23 protein-coding genes are annotated in these 22,601 nt (G+C 63.0%); 16 read left to right on the top strand and 7 right to left on the bottom strand.

Annotation, left to right across the window (positions count from 1 at the left end; translation table 11 throughout):
- Positions 1–63: 63 nt before the first annotated feature.
- Positions 64–1,302 carry an MFS transporter gene (locus tag FAZ95_RS07110; RefSeq protein WP_254699831.1) on the top strand — a complete coding sequence of 413 codons (1,239 nt, stop codon included), beginning with the start codon at positions 64–66 and terminating at the stop codon, positions 1,300–1,302.
- Complete coding sequence (locus FAZ95_RS39215; protein ID WP_175425535.1) at positions 1,299–1,469, top strand: hypothetical protein; 171 nt, start codon at positions 1,299–1,301, stop codon at positions 1,467–1,469. Before FAZ95_RS07110 ends, FAZ95_RS39215 begins: the two co-directional genes overlap by 4 nt.
- A gap of 4 nt (positions 1,470–1,473) precedes the next feature.
- On the opposite strand, the gene FAZ95_RS07105 is transcribed toward FAZ95_RS39215, so the two are convergent.
- On the bottom strand, positions 1,474–1,929 hold the full coding sequence (locus FAZ95_RS07105; protein WP_254699830.1) for a PaaI family thioesterase: 456 nt from the start codon (positions 1,927–1,929) through the stop codon (positions 1,474–1,476).
- Between the two features lie 89 nt (positions 1,930–2,018).
- Here FAZ95_RS07105 and FAZ95_RS07100 point away from each other — a divergent pair, with 89 nt between their 5' ends.
- A complete protein-coding gene (locus FAZ95_RS07100) occupies positions 2,019–2,609 on the top strand; it encodes a TetR/AcrR family transcriptional regulator (protein ID WP_137331801.1) in 591 nt (196 codons plus the stop codon).
- Positions 2,610–2,718: 109 nt separating this feature from the next.
- Here the strand turns inward: FAZ95_RS07100 and FAZ95_RS07095 are convergent, their stop codons facing one another.
- From FAZ95_RS07095 to FAZ95_RS07085, 3 genes are all read right to left on the bottom strand, one after another.
- Complete coding sequence (locus FAZ95_RS07095) at positions 2,719–3,108, bottom strand: DUF488 domain-containing protein (protein WP_137331800.1); 390 nt, start codon at positions 3,106–3,108, stop codon at positions 2,719–2,721.
- Entirely contained in the window at positions 3,105–3,407 is a 303-nt protein-coding gene (locus FAZ95_RS07090; protein ID WP_137334455.1) for a putative quinol monooxygenase, read from the bottom strand. Before FAZ95_RS07090 ends, FAZ95_RS07095 begins: the two co-directional genes overlap by 4 nt.
- Positions 3,408–3,562: 155 nt before the next feature.
- The gene (locus FAZ95_RS07085) at positions 3,563–4,441 is read right to left on the bottom strand and encodes a hypothetical protein (protein WP_137331799.1); all 879 of its coding nucleotides are present in this window, start codon (positions 4,439–4,441) and stop codon (positions 3,563–3,565) included.
- A 586-nt stretch (positions 4,442–5,027) separates the two neighbouring features.
- Between FAZ95_RS07085 and FAZ95_RS07080 the strand changes: the two genes are divergently transcribed.
- Positions 5,028–8,117, top strand: coding sequence for a transglycosylase domain-containing protein (locus tag FAZ95_RS07080; RefSeq protein ID WP_137331798.1), 3,090 nt, complete (start codon positions 5,028–5,030; stop codon positions 8,115–8,117).
- A gap of 10 nt (positions 8,118–8,127) precedes the next feature.
- On the opposite strand, the gene FAZ95_RS07075 is transcribed toward FAZ95_RS07080, so the two are convergent.
- The gene (locus FAZ95_RS07075; protein ID WP_137331797.1) at positions 8,128–8,994 is read right to left on the bottom strand and encodes an IclR family transcriptional regulator; all 867 of its coding nucleotides are present in this window, start codon (positions 8,992–8,994) and stop codon (positions 8,128–8,130) included.
- A 299-nt stretch (positions 8,995–9,293) separates the two neighbouring features.
- Between FAZ95_RS07075 and FAZ95_RS07070 the strand changes: the two genes are divergently transcribed.
- From FAZ95_RS07070 to FAZ95_RS07035, 8 genes are all read left to right on the top strand, one after another.
- Entirely contained in the window at positions 9,294–10,397 is a 1,104-nt protein-coding gene (locus FAZ95_RS07070; protein ID WP_137331796.1) for an ABC transporter ATP-binding protein, read from the top strand.
- A complete protein-coding gene (locus FAZ95_RS07065) occupies positions 10,387–11,313 on the top strand; it encodes an ABC transporter permease (RefSeq protein ID WP_137331795.1) in 927 nt (308 codons plus the stop codon). The genes FAZ95_RS07070 and FAZ95_RS07065 overlap by 11 nt, the downstream gene beginning before the upstream one ends.
- Before the next feature lie 19 nt (positions 11,314–11,332).
- Positions 11,333–12,130, top strand: a complete 798-nt coding sequence (locus tag FAZ95_RS07060; RefSeq protein ID WP_137331794.1) for an ABC transporter permease — start codon at positions 11,333–11,335, stop codon at positions 12,128–12,130.
- A gap of 23 nt (positions 12,131–12,153) precedes the next feature.
- Positions 12,154–12,537, top strand: a complete 384-nt coding sequence (locus tag FAZ95_RS07055) for a (2Fe-2S)-binding protein (RefSeq protein WP_137331793.1) — start codon at positions 12,154–12,156, stop codon at positions 12,535–12,537.
- A complete protein-coding gene (locus FAZ95_RS07050) occupies positions 12,534–13,985 on the top strand; it encodes an FAD/NAD(P)-dependent oxidoreductase (RefSeq protein ID WP_137331792.1) in 1,452 nt (483 codons plus the stop codon). The genes FAZ95_RS07055 and FAZ95_RS07050 overlap by 4 nt, the downstream gene beginning before the upstream one ends.
- Complete coding sequence (locus tag FAZ95_RS07045; protein WP_137331791.1) at positions 13,978–15,126, top strand: NAD(P)/FAD-dependent oxidoreductase; 1,149 nt, start codon at positions 13,978–13,980, stop codon at positions 15,124–15,126. The genes FAZ95_RS07050 and FAZ95_RS07045 overlap by 8 nt, the downstream gene beginning before the upstream one ends.
- Before the next feature lie 28 nt (positions 15,127–15,154).
- Entirely contained in the window at positions 15,155–16,201 is a 1,047-nt protein-coding gene (locus FAZ95_RS07040) for an ABC transporter substrate-binding protein (protein ID WP_137331790.1), read from the top strand.
- 358 nt (positions 16,202–16,559) lie between these two features.
- Complete coding sequence (locus tag FAZ95_RS07035; RefSeq protein WP_437437720.1) at positions 16,560–17,024, top strand: septal ring lytic transglycosylase RlpA family protein; 465 nt, start codon at positions 16,560–16,562, stop codon at positions 17,022–17,024.
- 33 nt (positions 17,025–17,057) lie between these two features.
- Here the strand turns inward: FAZ95_RS07035 and FAZ95_RS07030 are convergent, their stop codons facing one another.
- Positions 17,058–17,990, bottom strand: a complete 933-nt coding sequence (locus tag FAZ95_RS07030) for an AraC family transcriptional regulator (protein ID WP_137331789.1) — start codon at positions 17,988–17,990, stop codon at positions 17,058–17,060.
- Positions 17,991–18,103: 113 nt separating this feature from the next.
- Here FAZ95_RS07030 and FAZ95_RS07025 point away from each other — a divergent pair, with 113 nt between their 5' ends.
- The gene (locus tag FAZ95_RS07025) at positions 18,104–18,469 is read left to right on the top strand and encodes a nuclear transport factor 2 family protein (protein WP_137331788.1); all 366 of its coding nucleotides are present in this window, start codon (positions 18,104–18,106) and stop codon (positions 18,467–18,469) included.
- Between the two features lie 107 nt (positions 18,470–18,576).
- Here FAZ95_RS07025 and FAZ95_RS07020 read toward each other — a convergent pair whose 3' ends face one another.
- On the bottom strand, positions 18,577–18,843 hold the full coding sequence (locus tag FAZ95_RS07020) for a hypothetical protein (protein ID WP_137331787.1): 267 nt from the start codon (positions 18,841–18,843) through the stop codon (positions 18,577–18,579).
- A gap of 26 nt (positions 18,844–18,869) precedes the next feature.
- Between FAZ95_RS07020 and FAZ95_RS40665 the strand changes: the two genes are divergently transcribed.
- The 3 genes from FAZ95_RS40665 (at position 18,870) to FAZ95_RS07005 (ending at position 22,500) form a co-directional block, all read left to right on the top strand.
- Positions 18,870–19,298 (top strand): DUF4431 domain-containing protein, encoded by a 429-nt coding sequence (locus tag FAZ95_RS40665; RefSeq protein ID WP_137331786.1) that lies wholly within the window; start codon positions 18,870–18,872, stop codon positions 19,296–19,298.
- Positions 19,299–19,600: 302 nt separating this feature from the next.
- Positions 19,601–21,418: a DUF4153 domain-containing protein gene (locus FAZ95_RS07010; protein ID WP_254699890.1), complete on the top strand. Its 1,818-nt coding sequence runs from the start codon at positions 19,601–19,603 to the stop codon at positions 21,416–21,418.
- Between the two features lie 521 nt (positions 21,419–21,939).
- Complete coding sequence (locus FAZ95_RS07005; protein ID WP_137331784.1) at positions 21,940–22,500, top strand: hypothetical protein; 561 nt, start codon at positions 21,940–21,942, stop codon at positions 22,498–22,500.
- The last annotated feature ends 101 nt before the right edge of the window (positions 22,501–22,601 follow it).

Genomic DNA, 22,601 nt, shown 5'->3' with positions numbered 1-22,601 from the left:
CCGGCCTCTAATGGCCGGCATGGGATGCGCCGGCATGTACCGGCAATACGGCGAGGAGATCAAGTGAGCGGACAACACGACGTTTGGCACAAGCGCTGGCCCTTGGTGATTGCCGGCGGCGTGGTGATGGGCGCCGCCTTGGGCGTGCGGCACGTGCAGGGCCTCTTTCTGACGCCGGTGACGATCGACCACGGCTGGTCGCGCGAAACGTTCGGTCTTGCGCTCGCGCTGCAGAACCTGCTGTGGGGCGTCGCGCAGCCGTTCACCGGCATGATCGCCGACCGTTTCGGCTCCGCGAGGGTGATCCTCGCCGGTCTCCTGGTCTACGCGCTCGGCCTCGTCGTGATGGCCTATGCGGGTACGCCGGGCGTCTATACGCTCGGCACCGGCGTGCTGGTCGGCATCGGGCTGTCGGGCTCGGCGTTCGGCGCCGTCTACGGCGCGCTGTCCCGGCTCTTTCCCGCGGAGCGCCGCAGTTGGGCGCTGGGCGTCGCGGGCGCGATCGGCGGCCTTGGGCAGTTCTGCACCGTGCCGTTCGTGCAAACGTTGATGAGCGGCATCGGCTGGGTCTCGACCCTCATCGTGCTCGCGGTCGTCATGGTCGTGCTCGCGCCCCTGTCTGCGTGGCTGCGCGATCGTCCTGTGGGTCCTGCGAGCCGCCTGTCCGGCGAGGCGTCGACCCAATCGATCGGTGCCGCGATTCGCGAAGCGCTCTCGCATCGCGGCTTCTGGCTGCTCAACTTCGGTTTTTTCGCATGCGGTTTCCAGCTCGCGTTTATCGCTGCGCACATGCCCTCGTATCTGCTCGACAAGGGCTTGAGCGCCCGCAACGCGAGCGCGGCGCTCGCGCTGATCGCGCTCGCCAACGTGATCGGCACCTACCTGTGCGGCTATCTCGGTGACTTTCTGCGCCGCAAGTATGTGCTCTCGGCGATCTACTTCATTCGCTCGGCGGCGATGGCGGCGTTCTTTCTTGCGCCTCTCACGCCCGCAAGCGTCTACGTGTTCTCGTTTCTGATGGGCTTGATCTGGCTCGGTACGGTGCCGCTGACGAACGGACTCGTGTCGCAAGTGTTCGGCGTGCGCTATATCGCGACGCTGTTCGGCTTCGTGTTCTTCGGCCATCAACTGGGGAGCTTCCTGGGCGTGTGGCTCGGCGGCATCGTCTATGACGCGACCCATGCCTACGATGCGCTCTGGTACGGCGCGATCGCACTGGGCATCGTCGCGGGCCTGCTTCACTTGCCGATCGACGACGAGCGCGTCGCGCGCCTCGATCATCCCCTGGCACAACCCGCATGAGACGCGCGCAGCCCATCTCGATGAACCTCGCGCCACCGTTGCGCCGAGCGCTGATCGCGACCGCACTCGCACTGCTGGGACTCGCGATCGTCACGCTGTGCTTCGCGGGCTACCTGTCGCCCGCCGCGCTGCTCTTCCTGCTCTCCGGCAGCGCCTTCTGCGGCTAAGCGGCTAACGCTCGAACACCATGAGCGTCGACGTCGCCGACGCGTACAGCTTCCCGCCATCGTCGACGAGCCGCGCCTCCGCAAAAGCCGCGCGCCGCCCGATCGACAGCACGCGCCCTTCCGCTCTCACCACCCGTGTGTCGCGCGTCATCGCCTTGTGATAGGCCACCTTCAATTCGAGCGTCGTATAAGCCTGCGTCGCCGATAGACACGAATGCACGGCGCAGCCGCACGCCGAATCGAGCAGCGTCGCCGCGTAGCCGCCATGAATCGTGCCGATCGGGTTATAGGCGTGATCGCCCGGCTTGCCCGCGAAAACGGCCTTGCCGACGTCGCATTCGACGAAATCGAAACCCAGCGACACCAATATCCCTGGCTTCTTTCCAGACGCCATCAATTGACGCAGCTGCGCGAGCCCGTCGAGTTCGTTCGAAACGAGGGTCGGGGTGTCCATATCCATGACAAAATCACCTGATAGATGACGACAAACATCGAATTTTCCAATGATGTTTTGTACAATCTAAAATGTCAACAGCAGGGAGCCAGACGATGAAAGTGTCCCGAGAGCAGTTTCTGGAGAATCGCGAACGCATTCTCGAAGTCGCGAGCAAGATGTTTCGCGAGAAAGGGTTCGATGGCGTCGGCGTCGCCGACATCATGAACGGCGCCGGGATGACGCACGGCGGCTTCTATCGCCACTTCGCGTCGAAAGAAGACCTCGCCGCGAAGGCGAGCGAAGCGTCGATGGCGCGCACGGTCGAGAAGTGGCGCGAACAAGGGCAAAGCCATCCCGACAGCGCGCTCGCGACGTTCATCGGCCACTACCTGTCCGAGCGCCACCGCGACAGCCCCGGCGAAGGCTGCATGCTCGCCGCGCTCGCCAGCGACGCCGCGCGCGAAGGCCCCGAGATCCGCCAGTGCTTCGCCGACGGCGTGACGTCGATGATCGAATCGCTCGAGTCGTTGCTGCCCGGCGACGCCGGCGCCGAAGCGGCCGATACGCGCCGCACGGCGATTGCGACGATGGCCGAACTCGTCGGCGCGATGGTGTTGTCGCGCGCGGTCAGCGACGCGGCTTTGTCGAAGGAAATTCTCGGCGCCGTTTCCGACGATTTGCAGACGGTGTGCCACAGCCACTGACTTAAAGACGTCTTGAAGGCGGCGCGCGAGCACCGCCTTCTTAGCTTCTTAGCTGCAACGACCCAAACCATCCGGCCCTCGCCGGACGACTCGACTCATACGATCTGGCTCATTCGCGCAAAGCAGCGCCCCGCTCCGTCAGCAACTGCCGCAGTATCCCGCGATGGCAACGGCTTTCGTCATCGCAATAGCAGCCGATCGAAAAATGCGTGCCTTGCGAAAGCACCGCGAGCAAATCGAGCACTTTGCTCGCATCGCTATCGTTCATTTCCGCGCGGAATTTCCGGGCGAACGCATTCCACTGCACATCGCTCGACACCTCCTTGCCTTGCGCCATGAGTTCGGCACTCGGCGACAGCATCGGCAGCCACACGTCGTAGTAATCGCGCTTCGCGAACTCCGTCTTCGGCACGCCGCGCGGCGGCCGCCGCACCGTGCCGATACGCGTGCCCTCGTCGGCCGCGCGGGGCGTCCCGAGTTGGACGATGCGGATGCTCATAGCGTGTTCTTCATCCCGAGAACCTCGATCTTCGCGATCGCAGGCGGCGCCACAAACAGTGTCTCGGCATTGGCCATCAGTGCCTTCGCGATTTCGCCGTCGAGATGCGCCTGACGGTCGGCCTCGTTGTGGAATGCGTCGAACACGCCAAACACCTGATCGGACAATTTCAGCGCAAACCAGATCGGCGTGGTGTGTTCCCGATTCGCCATTTCCAGCCCTTTCTGCAAAAACGCTTCCACTTCGGCTTCCTTGCCGGGCTTGGCCTCAAAGCGAGCGAACAGTGCGTGCTGAATCATCATCTGTCTCCGGTTGAGTGTGCATCGCGAACGTTGCGACGGTTCGCACATTATCGGCTCAAGACGAGCAGCACGGGCGTCGACATGGCGGGGATGCCGACGGCGTTACGTAGCGCACGTGCTGCGCCGCCGGCTGGAGAAGGGAAATTGCGAGATCAGAAACGTTTGAGCGCGCGGATCTTCGCGACGCGCTCGAACAAGTCCAGGCTTTCGAATACCGTACGGTCGTGGCTTTCGCGCGCATCGCCGAGCGAGTAGTGCTCGATGCGCCCGATCAGATCGCGCGCGGTGAGGAGCGCGCCGTTGAATTCGTCGAAGCACGAGGCGCGTCCCGAGCGGACGAGCACGTGCAGCGCCGCGACGATCAGCACTTCGTCGTCGGTCCAGCGCGCGTAGGGCTGTTCACGCAGCGCGTACAGGAAGCCCGGGCGGCCGTCTTCGTCGATCAGCGTCACGTAGCGGTCGCCGATGTAGAAGCACAGCGAGTCGATGTAGTCGATCTGATCGATCACCTGCTCCAGCGCGCGCTGCAATCCGCCCTCGCTAAACAAGCGTTCGATCGCCGCGCGGACCTGCACGAAGTACTGGGCTTCGCTGCGCCGCCACGCGGCATGCACGCCGTCGATTTCCGCCATCACCGGCGCGCCGGCCGCCACTTGGCCGACGCTGATCCAAGCGTCGCCGCCGCAATCGATTTTGTCTTGCGAAGCCGGCCGGATATGCAGGCGTCCGTGCGCGTTGATATAGAGCGACAGTAGCGGAGCGCCGCCCGTCGAATCGCCGCCCGACATTCGCGACGGCACGACCGGCAGCGTCTCGACGCGCAGCTCGCGATGGCGCCGCAACACGGCCAGCGCGGCGCGGTCGTACGCGCCGAGCGCCTGCTGCATCAGCTCGAGCGGATAGACGCCGCCGTGCGTCAGCGCGTCCTCGGCGGCGTCGCATGCGACTTCGCCCGCGTACGCGTCGGCCTGCAGATCGTCGGTCCAGCACGAATGATGGCTGCGCGCGAATGAATGTGCTTTCAGCTCCATTGACGCTCTCCCCCGTTTTGAATGGCAAACATCCGATTGATATGCGCACGGGCGGCATCGCCGGCGGCTTTCGGAGCCGTTTGCCGGAACGCGTTTGAGGCGCGTTCGAGTTCGCGGCTGTAGCCTTAGATTTCACCCACCGAAAAAGCCGGCTACAACTGCTAGTTCTGACAGTTGCAGCGTTTCTTTGCGCACAGATGAAAATTGCCCAGCATGCTCATCGTTCGCACGCGGGCCGATTCGCCTTGCCGTGGCGGTGCAGCGCGGAGATCGCGGCGTGTCGCAATTGCGCGACGGCAAACATTACCGGCGCAGTAGCCGGCGCCGCCTGGAAGGGGCCAAACTTTGCCGGAAAACCCTGGTTTTCTAGCATTTGTCTCACCCGCGCTACGTGTGCTTGCCCACATCTGCTGCAAGCGCGATCCAGCATGATTAAACTTAAGATGTAGAGTGCTGGGCGCGCCGGAAAACACGTCGCGCGAGGGTGCGAGCACCGGTTTCTCGCCAGAGAATCCGCCGCGCACGGCCCCGCGCCGCAGTCCCGCCGCCTCCAAGCCCGGCACCGTGGCTCGTCGGGGATGCCGCCATGAACCGCCCTCTCGCTCGATTGCCTCGCTTGCCGTTCCGCGCCATCGCCACGATGCCGCTTGGCCGGCGCGTGAAGTGGCTGCTGCTGCTCATCGCAGCAGTGGTCATCGGGATCGCGGCGCATTTCGCCGACATCGAAATCGAAACGTCGCGGCTGCAGGCGCGCTACCTGTCCGACCTCGCGCGCAACCTGACCTACTCGTTGGAGGACGGCCCGAGCGACAGCATCCACTTCCCCGCAGGCGGCCCCTACGACGTGCGGCTCGGCTACGCGGAGCTGCCCAGCTTCATTGCGCGTCTCACCGAGCGCGGCTTCGCGATCACGAACCAAGCGCGCGATTCGAAGTCGATGCTCGATCTCGCCAGCCGCGGTCTCTATCTTCCCTATGACGAGAAGGACCGCGCCGGCCTCCAGCTATTCGACGCAACAGGCGCGCCGCTTTATAGCGCGCGCTATCCGATCCGCACCTACGACAACTTCGAGCAAATTCCGCCGCTCGTCATCGACGCGCTGACCTTCATCGAAGACCGCTATCTGCTCGACCCCGGCGCGCCCTACCGCAACCCGGCGATCGACTGGGGGCGCTTCTCGCGCGCGCTGATGGACCAGGCCGTGCGGCTCGTCGACCGCCATCAGGCGGCGCCGGGCGGCAGCACGCTCGCCACGCAGATCGAAAAATTCCGCCATTCGCCCAACGGCCGTACCGCGACGCCGCCCGAGAAACTGCGCCAGATCGCTTCCGCGTCGGTGCTCGCTTACCTCGACGGCCCCGAAACGCTGCCCGCGCGCAAAGCGATTCTCGTGCACTACCTGAACACCGAGCCGCTTGCGGCGCAGCCCGGCATCGGCGAAATCGAAGGGCTCGGCGACGGTCTCGCCGCCTGGTACGGACGCGATTTCGACGAGATCAACCGGACTCTCGCCGACACCGACGCCGAAACCGGCAATGGCCCGATCGCGCCCGGCGCGCTCGACGCGCAAGCGCTCGCGTTCAAGCAGGTGCTCTCGCTGCTCGTCGCGCAACGCGCACCGTCGTCCTTCCTGCGCCCCGGCGGCTCCGCGCTCGAGCCTCTGACCGACAGCTATCTGCGCGTGCTCGCGGCCAACGGCGTGATCTCGGCGCCGCTGCGCGACGCCGCGCTCGCCGCGCATCTCGAGCTCAAGCGCAAGACGACGCTGCCGCCTCCCGATTCCTTTATCGAGCGCAAAGCGGTCACGTCGTTGCGCGCGCATCTATTGAGCACGCTCGGCGTGAAGAGCTTCTACGATCTCGACCGGCTCGACCTCACCGCCCGCGCGACGCTCGACAACGCGGTGCAGCAGGCCATCAGCGAACGTCTCGCGCTGGCCGCGACCAAGGACGGCGCGCAAGCTGCGGGGCTCTACGGCTTCGAGATGCTGCGCCCCGGCGACGACCCGTCGAAGATCACGTTCAGCTTCACGCTGTTCGAGCGGCGCAACGGCGAGAATCTCGTGCGCGTGCAGACGGACAGCGTGAACGAGCCGTTCGACATCAACCAGGGCGCGCGCTTGAATCTCGGCTCGACCGCCAAGCTCCGCACGCTGATCACGTATCTGCAGATCGTCAGCGATCTGCACGCGCGCTATGCGTCGATGAGCAACGCCGAATTGAAGCAGGTCCAGCCCGATCCGCTCGACGGGCTGACCAAATGGGCCGTCGACTATCTGCTGCATACGCCCGATCATTCGCTATCGGCGATGCTCAATGCAGCGATCGAGCGCAAGTATTCGGCTAGCGCCGGAGAAATGTTCTACACGGGCGGCGGCGAGCAGACCTTCACGAACTTCGAAGCCTCCGACAACAGCCAGATCCTCACCGTGCACCGCGCGTTCCAGCACTCGGTGAACCTCGTGTTCGTGCGGCTGATGCGCGACATCGTCCACTACGAAATGATCCAGGCCGCGGGGCCGTCGGCGAGCTGGTATGCCGACCCCACGGTGCGCCAGGCGTATCTCGCGCAATTCGTCGATCGGGAAAGCAAGGTCTATCTGCACCGCTTCTACACGCGCTATGCGGGCAAATCGCCCGACGACGCGCTCGACACGCTGCTCGGGCACGTGCACAGGTCGGGCAAGCGAGTCGCGACGGTGCTGCGCAGCGTGGCGCCCGACGCATCGATCACGTGGTTCAGCGCGCAGATGCGAACCGCGCTCAAGGGCACACCGGATGCGTCGCTCGACATTTACGATCTCTCGCGGCTCTACGAGAAATACGGCATCGATAAATTCAACCTCAACGACCGCGGCTATATCGCGAAGGTGCATCCGCTCGAACTGTGGACCGTGAATTATCTGCGCGAGCATCCGAAGGCGACCGAGGCGCAAGTGCAGGACGCGAGCCGCGACGTGCGTTTCTATACCTATAAGTGGCTCTACAAGACGCGCTATCACTTGACGCAGGATCGCCGCATCCGGCACATGGTCGAGCTGCAGGCATATCAGCGGATCGGCCAGTCGTGGCGCGCGCTCGGCTATCCGTTCGAGACGCTCACGCCGTCGTTCGCCGCGGCCATCGGTGCATCGGGCGACCGGCCGGCGGCGCTCGCGAAGCTGATCGGCATCATCGGAAGCGGCGGCAAGATGCTGCCCACCGAGAGCATCAGCTCGCTCGACTTCGCGACCGGCACGCCGTACGAAACGCACTTCGAGCATGCGAGCCAACCGACCGATCCGGTGCTGTCGCCGGAAATCGTCGGCATCGTGCAGGGGTTGTTGCGCGACGTCGTGACCGGCGGCACGGCCAAGCGCCTCGCCAACGGCATGCCGCTTTCCGACGGCAAGACGCTCGACGTGTACGGCAAGACCGGCACCGGCGATCAGCGCTTCGAAGTGTATGCACCGGGACACCGGCTGATCGAATCGCGCAAGGTCAACCGCACGGCGACGTTCGTGTTCGAGATCGGCCAGCACTTCTACGGCACGCTGACCGCATACGTGCACGAGCCATATGCGGCGCGCTACGACTATACGAGCGCGCTCGCGGTGCAACTGCTCAAATCGCTCGCGCCGGCACTGCAGCCGCTGATCGGCAGGGACGACAAGACGGCGAACGTCACCGAGCGGTAAGCGTCTGCGGTCATCGCCCGATCCCGTCGCCGTTGGGCGCAATGGGAGCGATAGGCGCAATGGGCGGGCGTTGCGCCGTGCGGCGCAACGCGACGTCGAACGGATTGGTTCGCGGCCCGATCGCATCGGCTTGGCGCTTGAGCAATTCGACGACCGTCGGCAGGCGTTCCGGCGTCAAACGGCTCGCCAGCGTGCCGACGCTCAACGCCGCGACGGCGACACCCGAGCGGTCCAGAATCGGCACCGCCGCGCCCGCCATCCCCTCCAGCACGCCGCTATTGCTGCCCGCGTAACCGACCTGCCGCACGCGCTCGATCTCGGTACGCAGATACACCTCGTCGAGCACGCCATAGCCGCGCAGACGCGGCACGTTGAAGTGAATGATCTCTTCGCGCTCCGCTTCGGGCAGGAACGCGAGGATCGCGAGACTGCCTTGCCCGACACCGAGCGCGACGCGTCCGCCGATATCGCCGGTGAACGAGCGAATCGGGAACGGGCCTTCGCACATATCGAGGCAGACGGCGTCGAACCCGCTTCGCACAAGCAGGAAGATCGTATCGCCGAGGCTCGCGCACAGCCGCAGCATCGCCGGACGGCAGAGCGTGCGCAGGCCGCTCGGATTGCTCGCTTGCGCTGCCAGCGCAAAAAAATCGATGCCGAGGCGATAGAGCTTCGAGTTGCCGTCTTGCTCGACGATGCCTTCGTCCGCGAGCGATTGCAGGATGCGGTGCGCGGTTGCCTGCGTGAGCCCGGCCTCCTTCGCGATGCGGGTCACGCGCGCGCCTTCGGCCGGCGCATGCGCGAGCGCACGGATGATCGTGAACGCACGTTGCAATGCGCCGGGCGCGGGCTTCAATTGATCATCGGCAGAGTTCATCGCTTTTCTCGTGGCCTTATTCCATTGGACGGAATCATATAGAATTTTTTAACCGCCGATAATCCTCGCGCGCAAACCCGCACGGCAGCCGCTTATCCGCATTTACCCCTATTTTTACGGCCTTCCCGGCAAACCATAGCAACGGAATAAGGATCGCCACGGCATCACTTTTATTCCGCCAAACGGAATTTTTTGAATTTTTATCCCATTGAACGGAATTTGAAATTGACGCTGCGTAATTTGGCTGGCTAGAGTCGCTTCACCGGCAGTCGTCCGCCGCCGCACTCAGAGGCCAGACCATGTCGTTCCTCACGCTCACCGATCTCTCGAAGTCCTACGGCAACCTGCACGCCGTCTCCGATCTCAATCTCTCCGTGGAAAAAGGCGAGTTCGTCTCGCTGCTCGGCCCGTCCGGATGCGGCAAGACGACGACGCTGCAGATGATCGCGGGATTCATCGACGTGACGCGCGGGCGCATCGCGCTCGACGGCCGCGACATCACGCACGTGAAGCCGAACCAGCGCGGGCTCGGCGTCGTGTTCCAGAGCTACGCGCTGTTTCCGCACATGACGGTCGCCGAAAACGTGAGCTTCGGGCTCGAAATGCGCGGCGTCGCCAAAGCGGAGCGCGCCGGGCGGATTCGCGAAGCGCTCGGCCTCGTGCGTCTCGACAAGCTCGGCGAGCGCTTTCCGCGCGAGCTGTCGGGCGGACAGCGGCAGCGCGTCGCGCTCGCTCGCGCGCTCGTCATCGAGCCGCCGGTGCTGCTGCTCGACGAACCGATGTCGAATCTCGACGCGAAGCTGCGCGAGGACATGCAGTTCGAGCTGCGTGCGATCCAGCGCAAGGTCGGCACCACGACGGTGATGGTCACGCACGATCAGGCGGAGGCGCTGTCGATCAGCGACCGCGTCGTCGTGATGGAGGCCGGCCGCATCACGCAAGTCGATACGCCCTACCGTGCGTATGAACGTCCGCAAACGCAATTCGTCTCCCAGTTTCTCGGCAAGGCGAACATGCTGCCGGGCGTGGTCGTGCATGCCGCCGACGATCAAATCCGCATCGACCTCGGCCACGATCTGATCGAGACGCGCGATGCCTCGTCTACGCAACGAGCCGAGCGCCCCGAGCGCCGGCTTGGCCTCGGCGACGCTGTCACGCTCTGCATCCGCCCGGAAAAGCTGCGCCTGTGCGCGCCCGATGCAGGCCGTCTCGCCGCGCGCGTAGCGAGCCGCTTCTTCCTCGGCAGTCAATGGCTCTACCGCGTCGACAGCAAGCTCGGCGACATGCTCGTGTGCTGCCAGAACGAAGGCGGCGAGCCGTTCGCGGAAGGCGATGCGGTCGGCGTCGACTGGACGAGCGATGCCGTGCGCTTCATCGACGAGGATGCCCGCCATGCCCACTAGCACGACCAGCACGCTAAGCGGCGCGGCGGCCGCCAACGCTAACGTCTCCTCGCCGTCGAAAGCGCCGTGGCATGCGTTCCTGCCCGCCTGGCTGCTGTGCGCCCCTGCCTTCGTGCTGTTCGCGACGCTCGTGCTCGTGCCGCTCGCGATGACGGTCGTCCTGACCTTCTATCGCTTCGATCCGCAAAGCGGCCCGATCGCCGCGTTCCAGTTCGGCAACTACGCCCACGTGCTCGGCTCGTCGTACTACCACGAGATTTTCGCGCGCACGTTCGGCATCGCGATCGTGACGACGCTGCTGTGCATCGTGATCGGTGCGCCCGAGGCTTATGTGCTTTACCGCATGCGCGACCCGTGGCGCTCGCTCTTTCTGCTCGCGATCCTTGCGCCGCTTTTGGTATCGGTCGTGGTGCGCGCGTTCGGCTGGAGCATGCTGCTCAATACGAACGGCCTCGTGAATCAGGCGCTCGGCGCGTTCGGGCTTGGTCCTTATCGGCTCGAATACACGAAATTCGCGATCGTCATCGCGCTCGTGCATGTGATGCTGCCGTTCATGGTGATTCCCGTCTGGACCTCGCTGCAAAAGCTCGACCCGCAGACGGAGAACGCGGCGCTGTCGCTGATGGCGTCACCCGCGACGGCGCTGCGCCGCATCGTCCTGCCGCAATTGATGCCGGGCATCCTGTCCGGCAGCTTGATGGTGTTCGGTCTCTCCGCCAGCGCGTTCGCCATTCCGGGCCTGTTGGGCGGACGCCGTCTCAAGGTTGCCGCCACCGCCGTCTACGACGAGTTTCTGAGCTCGCTCAATTGGCCGCTCGGCGCGACGATTGCGGTGCTGCTCCTGATCGCCAATCTCGCGATCATGCTCACGTACTACCGCATGCTCGAACGGCGCTATCAGCGCAGCATGGGCTAACGGCGCGGGGACTGAAGCAATGAGAAAAAACGGCCCTATCGCGCTTGTCTTTCACACGCTCGTGATTCTTTTCGTGCTCGCGCCGCTGGCGATCGTCGTACTGGTCGCCTTCACGCCCGACGAAACCCTGACGCTGCCCACGCACGGCTTCTCGCTGCGCTGGTTCCGCGCGATTCTCGACTATCCGGATTTCATCAGCGCGTTTTTCAATAGCGTAAAGCTCGCGTTTCTGTCGGCGACGCTGTCGCTTGCGATTGCGCTACCCGCGGCGCTCGCGATCGGACGGATGCATTTTCCAGGACGCGGCATGCTGAACGGCCTGCTGCTCTCGCCGCTCGTGATTCCAAGCCTCGTGCTCGGCATCGCCTTCCTGCGCTTCTTCGCGCTGATCGGCGTCACGGGCTCGTTCGTGTGGCTCACGATCGCGCACATCATCATCGTCACGCCGTTCATGATGCGGCTCTTGCTCGCGTCGGTGGCCGGGCTCGAACGCAGCGTCGAGCACGCCGCCGCTTCGCTCGGCGCCGATCCGTGGACGACGTTCAAGCGCATCACGCTGCCGATGATCATCCCCGGCATCACCGGCGGCTGGCTCCTTGCCTTCATCAACAGCTTCGACGAGCTGACGATGTCGATCTTCGTCACGTCGCCGCAAACCGTGACGCTGCCGGTGCGCATGTACATGTACGCGACCGAATCGATCGACCCGATGATGGCGTCCGTCTCCGCGCTCGTGATCGTCATCACGGCCGGTGCGATGCTGCTGATCGACCGCGCCTACGGCCTCAACCGCATTCTGGTCGGGCATCACGGATGACTTCCTCTTCCCCCTCGTCCCTCATGGCACACACCTCGCCCGATATCGACGCCAACGGCGAACGCGGCTCGCATGCGAGCGGCGGCGACGGTCCGCAGTTCGTGCGCGTTGCCGAGCAAGGCCGCGCGCCGGTCGCTTTCGTGCTCGATGGCCGTAGCGTCAGCGCGCTCGCGGGCGACACCGTGTTGACCGCGATCCTGCTCGACGGCAAGCGCGTGCGCGACAGCGAATTCAGCGGCGCGCCGCGTGCCGGTTTCTGCCTCATGGGCGCGTGTCAGGACTGCTGGGTGAGAACGGAGGACGGTGTGCGGATCCGCGCGTGCTCGACGCTCGTTGAAGCCGGCATGCGGATCGTCACGCGCGCACCGGATGTTCTGCGGCATGCCGAAGCGGAGCCCGCCCGATGAGCACCACATCGAACGACACCCCTCGCATCGTGATCGTCGGCGCCGGTCCGGCCGGCGTGCGCGCCGCCGAGACACTCGTCGCCGCCGGGCTCGCGCCGATCGTGCTCGACGAGAACGCGCGCTGGGGCGGCCAGATCTATCGTCAGCCGCCGGCAACGGGCGACTTCAAGCGCTCGAAGCGAACGCTGTATGGCTTTGAAGCGAACAAGGCCGAAGGCGTGCATGCGGCCATGGCCGCGCTGCTGCCGCACATCGACTACCGGCCGGACACGCTCGCCTGGAGCATCGGCGCGCAGCGCGTCGATACGCTTCATGCAGGGCGCGCGCAAAGCGTGCCGTTCTCGCACCTCATCATCGCGGGCGGCGCGACCGATCGCGTACTGCCGCTGCCCGGCTGGACGCTGCCCGGCGTCTATACGCTCGGCGGCGCGCAGATCGCCTTGAAAGCGCAAGGCTGCGCGATCGGCACGCGCGTCGTATTTGCGGGCACGGGGCCCCTGCTCTATCTGGTCGCGTATCAATACGCGAAGGCGGGCGCGCAGGTCGCGGCGGTGATCGATACGAGTTCGCTCGCTCAGCAGGCGGCCGCTCTGCCACGCCTCGCTCGCGATCCTTCCACGCTCGCCAAAGGGCTCTACTACGCCGGATGGTTGCGCGCGCAAGGAATACGCGTGGTGCGCGGCGCGACGCTCGTGCGCATTCGCGGCGAGCGCTGCGTCACCGGCATCGAATGGCGCGCAGAAGGACGTGTAGAAGGACGCGCGCCGCTCGCGATCGATTGCGATGCGGTCGGTCTCGGCTTCGGCTTGCGTCCCGAAACGCAGCTCGCCGATCTCGCCGGCTGCGCGTTTCGCTTCGATTCGAGCAGCCGCACATGGCTGCCCTCGCTCGATGAAGCGGGCCGCAGCTCGGTGGCCGGGATTTATCTCGCGGGCGACGGCGCGGGCATCGCCGGCGCCGATGCGGCGGAGCTCGCGGGACGCCGCGCGGCGCTCGCGCTGATCGACGATCTCGGCGTTGCCCGTCCGCGTATGCCGGGCCGCGAAAGCGACGCCGCGATCGCACACCGCATGCAACGCATCGCGGCATTCCGCGCGGGACTCGACGCCGCGTTCACGCCGCGCGAGCCCTGCGCGTCGCCTTGGCCCGATGAGACGATCGTGTGCCGCTGCGAAGAAATCGACGCAGGCGCGTTGCGCGCGTGCATCCGCAACGACGGCGTCACCGAAATCAATCGGCTGAAGGCGCTGACGCGCGCCGGCATGGGACGCTGCCAAGGACGCATGTGCGGCGAAGCCGCCGCGCTGCTGCTTGCGGAAGAAACCGGGCGGCCGCTCGAAGCGGTCGGCCGCCTGCGCGCGCAGGCGCCGATCAAGCCCGTGCCGATCTCGCTCGCGCTGCATTCCGGCGCAGTCCCCGAAATCGCCGAGGAGGCCCGCGATGAGTGACGGCACGCATTACGACGTGGCGATCGCGGGCGGCGGTCTCGTCGGCGCGTCGGCGGCGCTCAATCTCGCGAAGCGCGGCTTGCGCGTCGGGCTGTTCGAGCGGCGCTTCTGCGGCGCGCAGGCAAGCGGCGTGAACTACGGCGGCGTGCGCTGCCAAGGACGTCCCGCCGAACAACTGCCGCTCGCGCTGCGCGCGCGCCGCGTATGGGACCGCTTGCCGGAGCTGATCGGCAGCGACGGCGAATTCGTCGTCTCGGGACACTTGCGGCTGGCACGCAGCGATGCCGATCTCGACGGGCTCCACCGCTACGCGCAAATGGCGCGCGAGCACGGACTCGAGCTGCAGGTGATGGCGGGCGACACGTTCCATCGCCGCTATCCGTGGCTGGGCTCGCGCGCCGTCGGCGGCTCGCTGTGCGCGCGGGACGGTCACGCGAATCCGCGGCTCGTGTCGCCGGCTTTTGCGCGCGCGGCACGCGAGGCCGGGGCCGACATTCGCGAAAACACCGCGCTGACCGAGGCCGTTTTCGACGGCGCACGTTTCCGGCTGCGCACGCGCGACGCGTCCTTTACCGCCGACTGGCTCATCAACACGGCCGGCGCGTGGGGCAACACGCTCGCGGCACAGTTCGGCGAAGCGGTGCCGCTCGAGCCGATCTATCCGAACATGTGGGTGACCGAGCCGCTGCCCTTGTTCATCACGCACAACCTCGGCGTGTTCGGCGGCGGCATCTACGCGCGGCAAGTCGAGCGCGGCAATGTCGTGATCGGCGGCGGACGCGGAAGCGGCAACGGCGAATTCGGTCAGCCGTCCACCGATACCACGCGCACCGTGATGCGCGACGCCTGCCAATTGCTGCCGATGCTCGAACACGCGCTCGTGATCCGCACGTGGAGCGGCGTGGAAGGCGCGACACCCGACGACAATCCGATCATCGGCGCGAGTTCCACGACGCCGCGTTTGTTGCATGCCTTCGGTTTTTCCGGCGGCGGGTTTCTGCTCGCGCCGGGCGTCGGCGAAGTCCTGGCGGACCTCGTTGCCGACGGCGCCACGGCAACGCCCATTGGCGCGTTTTCGGTCGAGCGCTTTACACGTGCCAACGCCACATCATCGCTTTCCACTACGCATCAGATGCAGTGAATCCGCTCTTTAGGACAGGAGACTACGAATGAAACTCATCAAAACGATCGCGGCAGCCGCAGCTTTGTGCGGCCTGACCGCCGCCATCCCCGCGTTCGCGCAAAGCAAGACGATATACATCGGCATGAACGGCGGCCCGATGGAAAAGGCATACACGAGCCAAGTGCTGCCCGACTTCGAGAAGGCCAACGACGTGAAGGTCGTCGTCGTGCCGGGCACGTCGTCGGACATTCTCGCGAAGCTGCTCGCGAACAAGACCAATCCGCAGATTCACGTCGTGTTTCTCGACGACGGCGTGATGGCGCGCGCGGTCAGCATGGGCGTATGCAAGAAGCTCGACGATGCGCCCGTGCTCAAGGAGCTCTATCCGTTCGCGCGCATGAAGGACGACATGGGCGCGGGCGTGCAACTCGGCATGACGGGCATCGCGTACAACACGAAGCTCTTCAAGGAAAAGGGCTGGGCGCCGCCCACCTCGTGGCTCGACTTCGCCGATCCGAAGTACAAGGGCAAGGTGGTGTTCCAATCGGCATCGAGCAGCACCTTCGGCCTGCATGGGTTCCTTGAGATCAATCGCCTGTGGGGCGGCAGCGAGCAGAACGTCGAACCGGGCTTCACGAAGTGGCAAAGCACGGTCGGACCGAACGTCGTCGAATACATTCCGAACTCGGCGAAGATCTCGGAGATGGTGCAAACGGGTGAAGCCGGCTTGTTCCCGCTCACGCCGACCGGCGTCGGCGATCTGCAGGACAAGGGCATCCCGGTCGCCTATGTGAGTCCTAAGGAAGGACCGGTGCTGCTGCTCGTCGATCTGTGCGTCGTCAACAACAATCCCGATCCGCAGCTGGCGCAGAAGCTCGCGCAATTCCTGCTGTCGGCGCCGGCGCAGACCAAGGCCGCCATCGCGGGCAAGCAGATTCCGACCAACCGCCTCGCGACGATGCCCGCTTCTATGCAGCAAAGCCTCGGCAATCTCGACGACCTGGTGAAGAAGGTTAATGTGGTCGATTGGGATGTGATCAATGCTCACCGCGCGCAGTGGGATGCGCGGTGGAATAGCCAAATCGAGCGTTAATCCGGTTCGAATGCCGCTATGGCGGCAATGGCGCGTGGCGTGGGCGAGCAATCGCGCAGGCTGCGCGCCAACAGTAGTGAGACTCTCTTCACACCGCGTTTTACACCACGCCGCTTTTCTCTCGCACGATTGCGTACCGGTCAGGGGCACGTAAGGACCGATATGCGACGAAGCCAATACACATCTAAAGGCCTGTACCAATCGGATCGACGACCTCGACGAGGAAAAGAGGGTCCGACTTTCTGGGCCGCCGCGTGTCGCCTAAACTAGTGTCAACGTGTTACGTAACCCGGGTATGCCGGCATTGGAAACTTTTGGATACCTCTAGAACCACGTCTCGTTGACTGACGGGTGGCCTATGGCGCTATCACTTCGTTATTTGGGAGTCTTGGCAATCTGTGCGTTGTTCACTGCTTGCGGACAGATTCCGTCCAAGTATTCTGCGTGCAGATCGGATTCCTGTCGCGCTCGGCACGAGCACGATATCTCGCAATCCGGCGAGGCGTCATGGTATTCGTCAACGTTCCAGGGGCATCTGACCGCAAACGGAGAGCGCTACGATGGCGGCGCCTTGACTGCCGCCCATCGAACATTGCCGCTCGGTACCTATGTTCGCGTCCGATCGCTGGCTACCGGAAAGTCGGTTGTCGTCCGCATCAACGATCGCGGACCCTACGTCAAAGGCCGGATCATCGATCTCTCTTACGCGGCCGCAGAAGCCCTGGGTTTGCCGGATGCGCGGTCAATGCGCGTGCAGATTGAACGTGTGGAGAAGACACAGACGGGGGCCGACGAGGACAATACCTTGACGACAGAGCAGTGAAGTCCTGGACGGTGCGCTGAGCCAATCGCTTGCTCAAGGCATCGGCAAGACGGATGCCATGTCGCCTTGCCGTTCACGGCGGTATTGGATCGGCGAGACACCACGTGCCAGCTTGAATGCGCGGCTGAAAGAGAATTCCGACCCATAGCCAACGCGCGACGCGATTTCACCAAGGCGTAGCTCGGTTTCCTCCAACAGCTGTGCAGCAATGCCCATGCGCCAACGCGTCAGGTACTGATGAGGCGGCTCGCCCACCAAGGCGCAGAAATTGCGGGCGAATGCAGCACGGGACAACATGGCTTCTTTGGCAAGTTCCGCCAGTGTCCAAGCACGTTCGGGTGATTCGTGTATCCGCGCAAGGACCCTCGTCATTTGCGGCGATCGCAAGGCCGAAAACCAATCGTTATCTGCAGGGGAAGCCGCATCCGCCCATTCGCGCATCAAGTAGACGAACAGGGAAGAAAGCAGATTCCGCACCACGATATGGTTACCAAAGTTCGGTGTCTCAACTTCATTACGCAGCATGCGCAGCGTATCGCTCAGTGGGGAATGTCCGGGCTCCATCCCGGCGCGGAGCAATACAGCCTGCGGAAGCGCCCGCAATGCGGGGAGCGCCAAATGCTGATCCAAGTTGAACTGGCCGCAAATGAGCGTGGTGGCTTTGGGATCAGGGTCGACGACACCATCGTGCCTGGCCAGAAACGTATCGAGCGGAATGGCCTTGCCTCGCTTCGAATGCGCGACTTCATGCGCACTTCCACGCGGGAACAGGACCAATTCGCCGGCGCGTAACTCCAGCGCTTCCGCGCCGGATCGACGAACGAACGCATGCCCTTCCGCCGCGAAATGGAACACCACGGCATCGCGAGATTTCACCGCAAATCCCCACGGCCCGGCCGCGCGCGTGCGAACCAGCACCAAGCCATCAGCGCGGACCGCTTTCAACCACCCGTTCAATGCTTCCATGGCTTCACCCTAGCAGAATGAGACGAATCGACATGCATTATGGATGGATTGGTATGGATCGTCTTCATCGGAACGACTTCAATAGAGGACACGCAACCCACAAAGGCAAGACCATGAACAGAGAACAGATTCAAGCCGCAATCGATACCATCTACGCGCGCGTTTTCAACAAAGGCGAGTCCGAACTGCTACCGGGCCTGGTCGCTGGTCCGTATATCCAGCACAACCCGATGTTTCCGGATGGCACCGATTTCATCTGCGGCTATATCAAGCAGGTCGGAAAGGTGTCGTGCGAGGTCAAGCGCATTGCGATCGACGGTGACCTCGCTTTCGTTCACGTGCGCTATCTGGACTGGGGCGGCAAGGAAACCGCGGGCGTCGACATCTTCCGTTTCGATGCCGATGGAAAAATCGTCGAGCACTGGGATGTTTTGCAGCCGGTACCGGAAACGGCCAACAACACGAATACGATGTTCTGAGCGCTTGGCGGGGAACAACAGGGTTCTGTGACAAGCTCGTGGGATTGATCGGTCAGCGCGTGATCACGGTCGAGCAGACAAAGCAGTACGTACTTTCGCTTCGCTTTTCAGGCGGCCCAACCTTTCACATAGAGGCAGATAACAAGTCCTCGTGACCAGAAGCCTTTGACTTCATTGGTCGAAGGCAATATTGGCACCACGAACTCAACAGATAACTGGCCGCGTTGAGCGTCCGCTGTGGAGAGAGCTGGCAGATCGCTTCGGGCAGCGGTCGGCCAGGAACGGACGATCGACACGTCGGTCCGAATCGTCGACAATCCGCGTGCTGGACGTAAGCGCAAGAATGAGAATTCGTGCTCCTTCAGGGCAAACATCGATCACTCCTTTTACCTAGGCGCCTATGAAACCTGCCGGCATCGCCGTAACTCTCGCTTTATTCTGCACAGTAATAGCTGGCAAAGCAGCGGAGCCCTCCCCCTCGATCACGCTCGAGGGAATCCTGGTGATCGGCGAATTTTACGGACCGCCGAACTACGGTGAAAATCCACATGGCGACCGAATAGAACATTCGCTGTTTCTGCAGTTGCCCGCTACGCCTGCCACGCAGCTTTCCGATTCTCAGGCATTGGCCCCGCTAGACCAGGATGCCAGATCGACATACTTTGTTCAGGTCGTTATTCACGACTCTCAGCGCTCAGCGGCGGAGAGCGCAATCGGGCATAGGGTGCAGGTCATAGGCGTTCCGGTTGTTCCGCTGACAGGTCACCACCGAACGCCTTTGCTAATAGACGTGAGTTCGCTCAAGCCGATTAATGCATGGCGTTGGTAGATCACATGCATCCAACGGCTCCGGGGCGACTGTCGCCGACCGCACGGCGCATCGGGCAGCCACTTGCCGTCGTTCGACAGCGCCAGCTAGATGATTTTCAATTGACGCATGTGCCCACCGACTCTCGGACACTGCAGTCTGAATCGGTCGCATATAATGGCTTTGAACTCGAACACGGTGTTTGCGCCAGACGCAGTGGGAGGGGGCCGCCCCATGACAGGCCGGGCGTCGGTCGGCACCACTGCGGCGGTCAGGCAGGCGCGAAATGTAAAAGAAAACATATTCGGGAAAGCGGGGTGGAGATGCAAAATAATCAGCAGGGGACACCGCAGGCTGCTCCAGGTCAAAATCTCTTCGCACCGCGACTCCTCACCGGCATTTTCCAGGGATTAGTGCTGTATCTGCTCATGAACGCTGCGCATAATCGCAGCGGCATCGCAACTATCCCGCTTCTATTCTTTCCGCTGCTTCTTGTTACCCTATTCATCCCGCCGGCGTTTATCGTGGGCCTGCAACGAATGAGGGGAGCTAAGCTCGCGATGTGGGCCGCCGTGCTCGCCGCAGTCGTGGCAGTGCTTGGCTGTCACGACGCGTGGCGATCGGCAGGCGCTGAAATTGTCGGAATGCAACCATTCGGTCGCGCCGAGGTTCCGCTGCCTTCAATGGCAGTGACCTTCTACAGCGGCGTGATCGTATTCATCGCTTATTGCCTTGTTCTCGCCGGCGAGGCGGCAAGGTCGTGGTTTGCCCCCTACGAGTCGTACTTCGAATTCAGCTGGAAACTCGGGCTCCAAGTCTTGCTGTCCGGGTTGTTTGTATGTGCGCTCTTTCTTGTGCTCTGGTTGGGGGCAGCGCTCTTCTTGTTGCTGAAGCTGAATTTCCTCCAGCAACTTCTGCGCGAATCGTGGTTCAACATTCCCGTGAGCGCGATGGCGTTTGCGTCGGCCCTGCACATCACCGATGTGAGGCCAGACATCATCCGGGGTTCGCGCACGCTTGTGCTGTCGCTACTCTCGTGGCTGCTCCTGGTCCTCGTTGTCATCGTTGGCGGATTCCTCGCATCTCTGCCGCTCACCGGACTCGGCTTGCTATGGGCCACGCGGTCTGCTACGTGGATCCTGCTCGGCGTCGCGGCGCTGAAAATAATCTTCGTGAACGCCGTCTTCAAGGGCGGCCCAGGGTCTGATCAGGCACCGCGAGTGCTGCGTGTCTGTATGAGGATTTCATGCCTGATGCTTCCCGTGCTAGTGATACTTGCGACTTACGCGCTCGCCCTGCGCATTAAGCAGTATGGGTTCACGCCGCACCGCATTTTGGCCTGTGCCGGAACGTTCGTGGCTTACTTCTATGCCATCGGCTATGCGTGGGCGGCGCTCGCTCGCACTGACACCCTCGCGAAGATCGCGCCTGTGAATGTGGTCGCGGCGTGGGTATCAGTCGCTGTCCTCGTTGCTGTATTCACGCCGCTGGCTGACCCGGCACGTCTGTCGGTGGACAACCAGGTAGACCGTCTCCTCGCGGGGAGGGTTGAGCCCGAGAAATTCGATTACAACTTCTTGCGGTACAGATCCGCGAGATACGGGCTGCAGGCGCTTGCGCGCCTGCAGGGAGAGACTAAGGCACCCAATGCCGCGACCGTTCGCGAACTGAGCGCACAGGCTGCACGTCAGCCTGGTCCAGGCCTTTTGGGGGCAGCTCGCCCGAATGCCGCGACGCTCGAGCTCAACATTGTGTCGCGCACTCCCGGGCAGCCGGTTCCGGCGTCATTTCTCTCGACGGACTGGAAGCGGGTCACGCAAAACTGGATGCTTCCAGGCTGCCTGAACGTTGCCTCGGTGAAATGTGATGCTTACCTCGTCGACCTGACCGGCGATCACAAGTCGAACGTTGTGCTCTTCCCGAACAGCGGAAGTATTGGATTCGTGTTTGACCAGGTCAGCGATGGAGAGTGGCAACTGGTGGGAAAGTTTTCGATCGCACCGAACTGCGCTGCGCTTCGTGATGCCTTGGCGAAGGGGACGTTTCAGCTCGTTGAGCCGCGACTGCGAGACATTCAGGTCAATGGTCAACGCGTCGAAGTAGAGACGACGCCGGCGCGCGGCGCAGTGTGCTCAAGATAGCAGGTACTGGCGTAAGAGCGGCCAAAGTTAAAGAATTGCTTGCAGCCAAAGACGACGATGACGCACCTCCTCGCGTTTTGGCAGGAATATGGGGCGATCGGGAAATGGCCGCAATGAATCGTTAAGCCAGAAACACTGATCATTTGAACGGCTGCTATCGGGCGGGTCCAAGGTCCCCTACGGGTCGGGTTCTGCCGATCACCATCGGGCAGAGGTCGGCCAGGAGCAGACAATGACAAAGGTTGCCGATAGCCGTCGTTCGCAGACCACGCCACTGTAGGGTATCTGCATGTCATCGTGCGCCGTCGCACTACATGGTTCCAGGATTTGATGGTACTAACGTTAGCGCCCGGTTCCGATCTAGCGAGACGATAAAGCAACTGGGCTTCATTTTCATAAAATCGCAAGCGAGACCCACCATGAGGCGACAATTGCTATGCAGCATAACCCTCCTATGGAGCCATACCGCATGGTGCGACTCCGGACAACCGCCTGCTGTTCCTTTGCAGTTTCGGGAGCATGTGGAAGCGAAGCAAAATCGCGCATCCGATAGACCCGAAACGAATCCATCTCCCCAGAAAGCGCTGCTTGTGCAAGGAACCAAAGCGCCAGGGATGGAGATCTGGCTTGATGTGGGATATGCAACCACCAATGAAGCTTGCAGGTCTCAGACACTATTCGCTCGAATTCTGGGCGCTCCTGATGTCATACAGGTCGTCTATGACTCAGTGAGGGTGCCTGAAGAAGACACGAAATTTGCTTTTAAATTATCTCTTGATCGTTATCTACCTGGTGAGTGCGGTTGGAAGCCATTCGTGCTGCGATTCGCAAAATTCGAACCGGGCGTAACCAGCGGGCCGCTCTTCACGACGCCAATCGCTGTGATACGCGATAACGGAAAGGAGAACGCAGAGTACACCTGGGTCTGTCATCGAGAGCAGAAATACCATGATTTGGAAAAGACGCCGTGGCTTGCATGTCGGTCGCCACGCCGCATTTCGAACGAGGACATGACAATCTCAAGCAACGGCGCCGTTGTGGAAATCCACCTCGCGATAGACACAGAATCCAGTGAGCCATGATCGGCGCCAATCTTTGCGAAATTGGATAATTGGCGCGCCGTGGCAGCCTAACGCCTGCCACGTACTTGTAGCGGACCAGCACAAGGCGCGAATGTCTGTTA

Origin of the sequence: Trinickia violacea (assembly GCF_005280735.1) — a bacterium.
Classification (GTDB): Bacteria; Pseudomonadota; Gammaproteobacteria; order Burkholderiales; family Burkholderiaceae; genus Trinickia_A; species Trinickia_A violacea.
Note: the sequence above shows the minus strand (reverse complement) of the source record. Positions and strands in the feature narration are given on the sequence as shown.

Excerpts from the sequence above, each read along its gene's own strand:
- FAZ95_RS39215 (WP_175425535.1), top strand. The coding sequence starts at position 1,299 with ATGAGACGCGCGCAGCCCATCTCGATGAACCTCGCGCCACCGTTGCGC.
- FAZ95_RS07105 (WP_254699830.1), bottom strand. The coding sequence starts at position 1,929 with ATGGATATGGACACCCCGACCCTCGTTTCGAACGAACTCGACGGGCTC.
- FAZ95_RS07100 (WP_137331801.1), top strand. The coding sequence starts at position 2,019 with ATGAAAGTGTCCCGAGAGCAGTTTCTGGAGAATCGCGAACGCATTCTC.
- FAZ95_RS07095 (WP_137331800.1), bottom strand. The coding sequence starts at position 3,108 with ATGAGCATCCGCATCGTCCAACTCGGGACGCCCCGCGCGGCCGACGAG.
- FAZ95_RS07090 (WP_137334455.1), bottom strand. The coding sequence starts at position 3,407 with ATGATTCAGCACGCACTGTTCGCTCGCTTTGAGGCCAAGCCCGGCAAG.
- FAZ95_RS07085 (WP_137331799.1), bottom strand. The coding sequence starts at position 4,441 with ATGGAGCTGAAAGCACATTCATTCGCGCGCAGCCATCATTCGTGCTGG.
- FAZ95_RS07080 (WP_137331798.1), top strand. The coding sequence starts at position 5,028 with ATGAACCGCCCTCTCGCTCGATTGCCTCGCTTGCCGTTCCGCGCCATC.
- FAZ95_RS07075 (WP_137331797.1), bottom strand. The coding sequence starts at position 8,994 with ATGAACTCTGCCGATGATCAATTGAAGCCCGCGCCCGGCGCATTGCAA.
- FAZ95_RS07070 (WP_137331796.1), top strand. The coding sequence starts at position 9,294 with ATGTCGTTCCTCACGCTCACCGATCTCTCGAAGTCCTACGGCAACCTG.
- FAZ95_RS07065 (WP_137331795.1), top strand. The coding sequence starts at position 10,387 with ATGCCCACTAGCACGACCAGCACGCTAAGCGGCGCGGCGGCCGCCAAC.
- FAZ95_RS07060 (WP_137331794.1), top strand. The coding sequence starts at position 11,333 with ATGAGAAAAAACGGCCCTATCGCGCTTGTCTTTCACACGCTCGTGATT.
- FAZ95_RS07055 (WP_137331793.1), top strand. The coding sequence starts at position 12,154 with ATGGCACACACCTCGCCCGATATCGACGCCAACGGCGAACGCGGCTCG.
- FAZ95_RS07050 (WP_137331792.1), top strand. The coding sequence starts at position 12,534 with ATGAGCACCACATCGAACGACACCCCTCGCATCGTGATCGTCGGCGCC.
- FAZ95_RS07045 (WP_137331791.1), top strand. The coding sequence starts at position 13,978 with ATGAGTGACGGCACGCATTACGACGTGGCGATCGCGGGCGGCGGTCTC.
- FAZ95_RS07040 (WP_137331790.1), top strand. The coding sequence starts at position 15,155 with ATGAAACTCATCAAAACGATCGCGGCAGCCGCAGCTTTGTGCGGCCTG.
- FAZ95_RS07035 (WP_437437720.1), top strand. The coding sequence starts at position 16,560 with ATGGCGCTATCACTTCGTTATTTGGGAGTCTTGGCAATCTGTGCGTTG.
- FAZ95_RS07030 (WP_137331789.1), bottom strand. The coding sequence starts at position 17,990 with ATGGAAGCATTGAACGGGTGGTTGAAAGCGGTCCGCGCTGATGGCTTG.
- FAZ95_RS07025 (WP_137331788.1), top strand. The coding sequence starts at position 18,104 with ATGAACAGAGAACAGATTCAAGCCGCAATCGATACCATCTACGCGCGC.
- FAZ95_RS07020 (WP_137331787.1), bottom strand. The coding sequence starts at position 18,843 with ATGTTTGCCCTGAAGGAGCACGAATTCTCATTCTTGCGCTTACGTCCA.
- FAZ95_RS40665 (WP_137331786.1), top strand. The coding sequence starts at position 18,870 with ATGAAACCTGCCGGCATCGCCGTAACTCTCGCTTTATTCTGCACAGTA.
- FAZ95_RS07010 (WP_254699890.1), top strand. The coding sequence starts at position 19,601 with ATGCAAAATAATCAGCAGGGGACACCGCAGGCTGCTCCAGGTCAAAAT.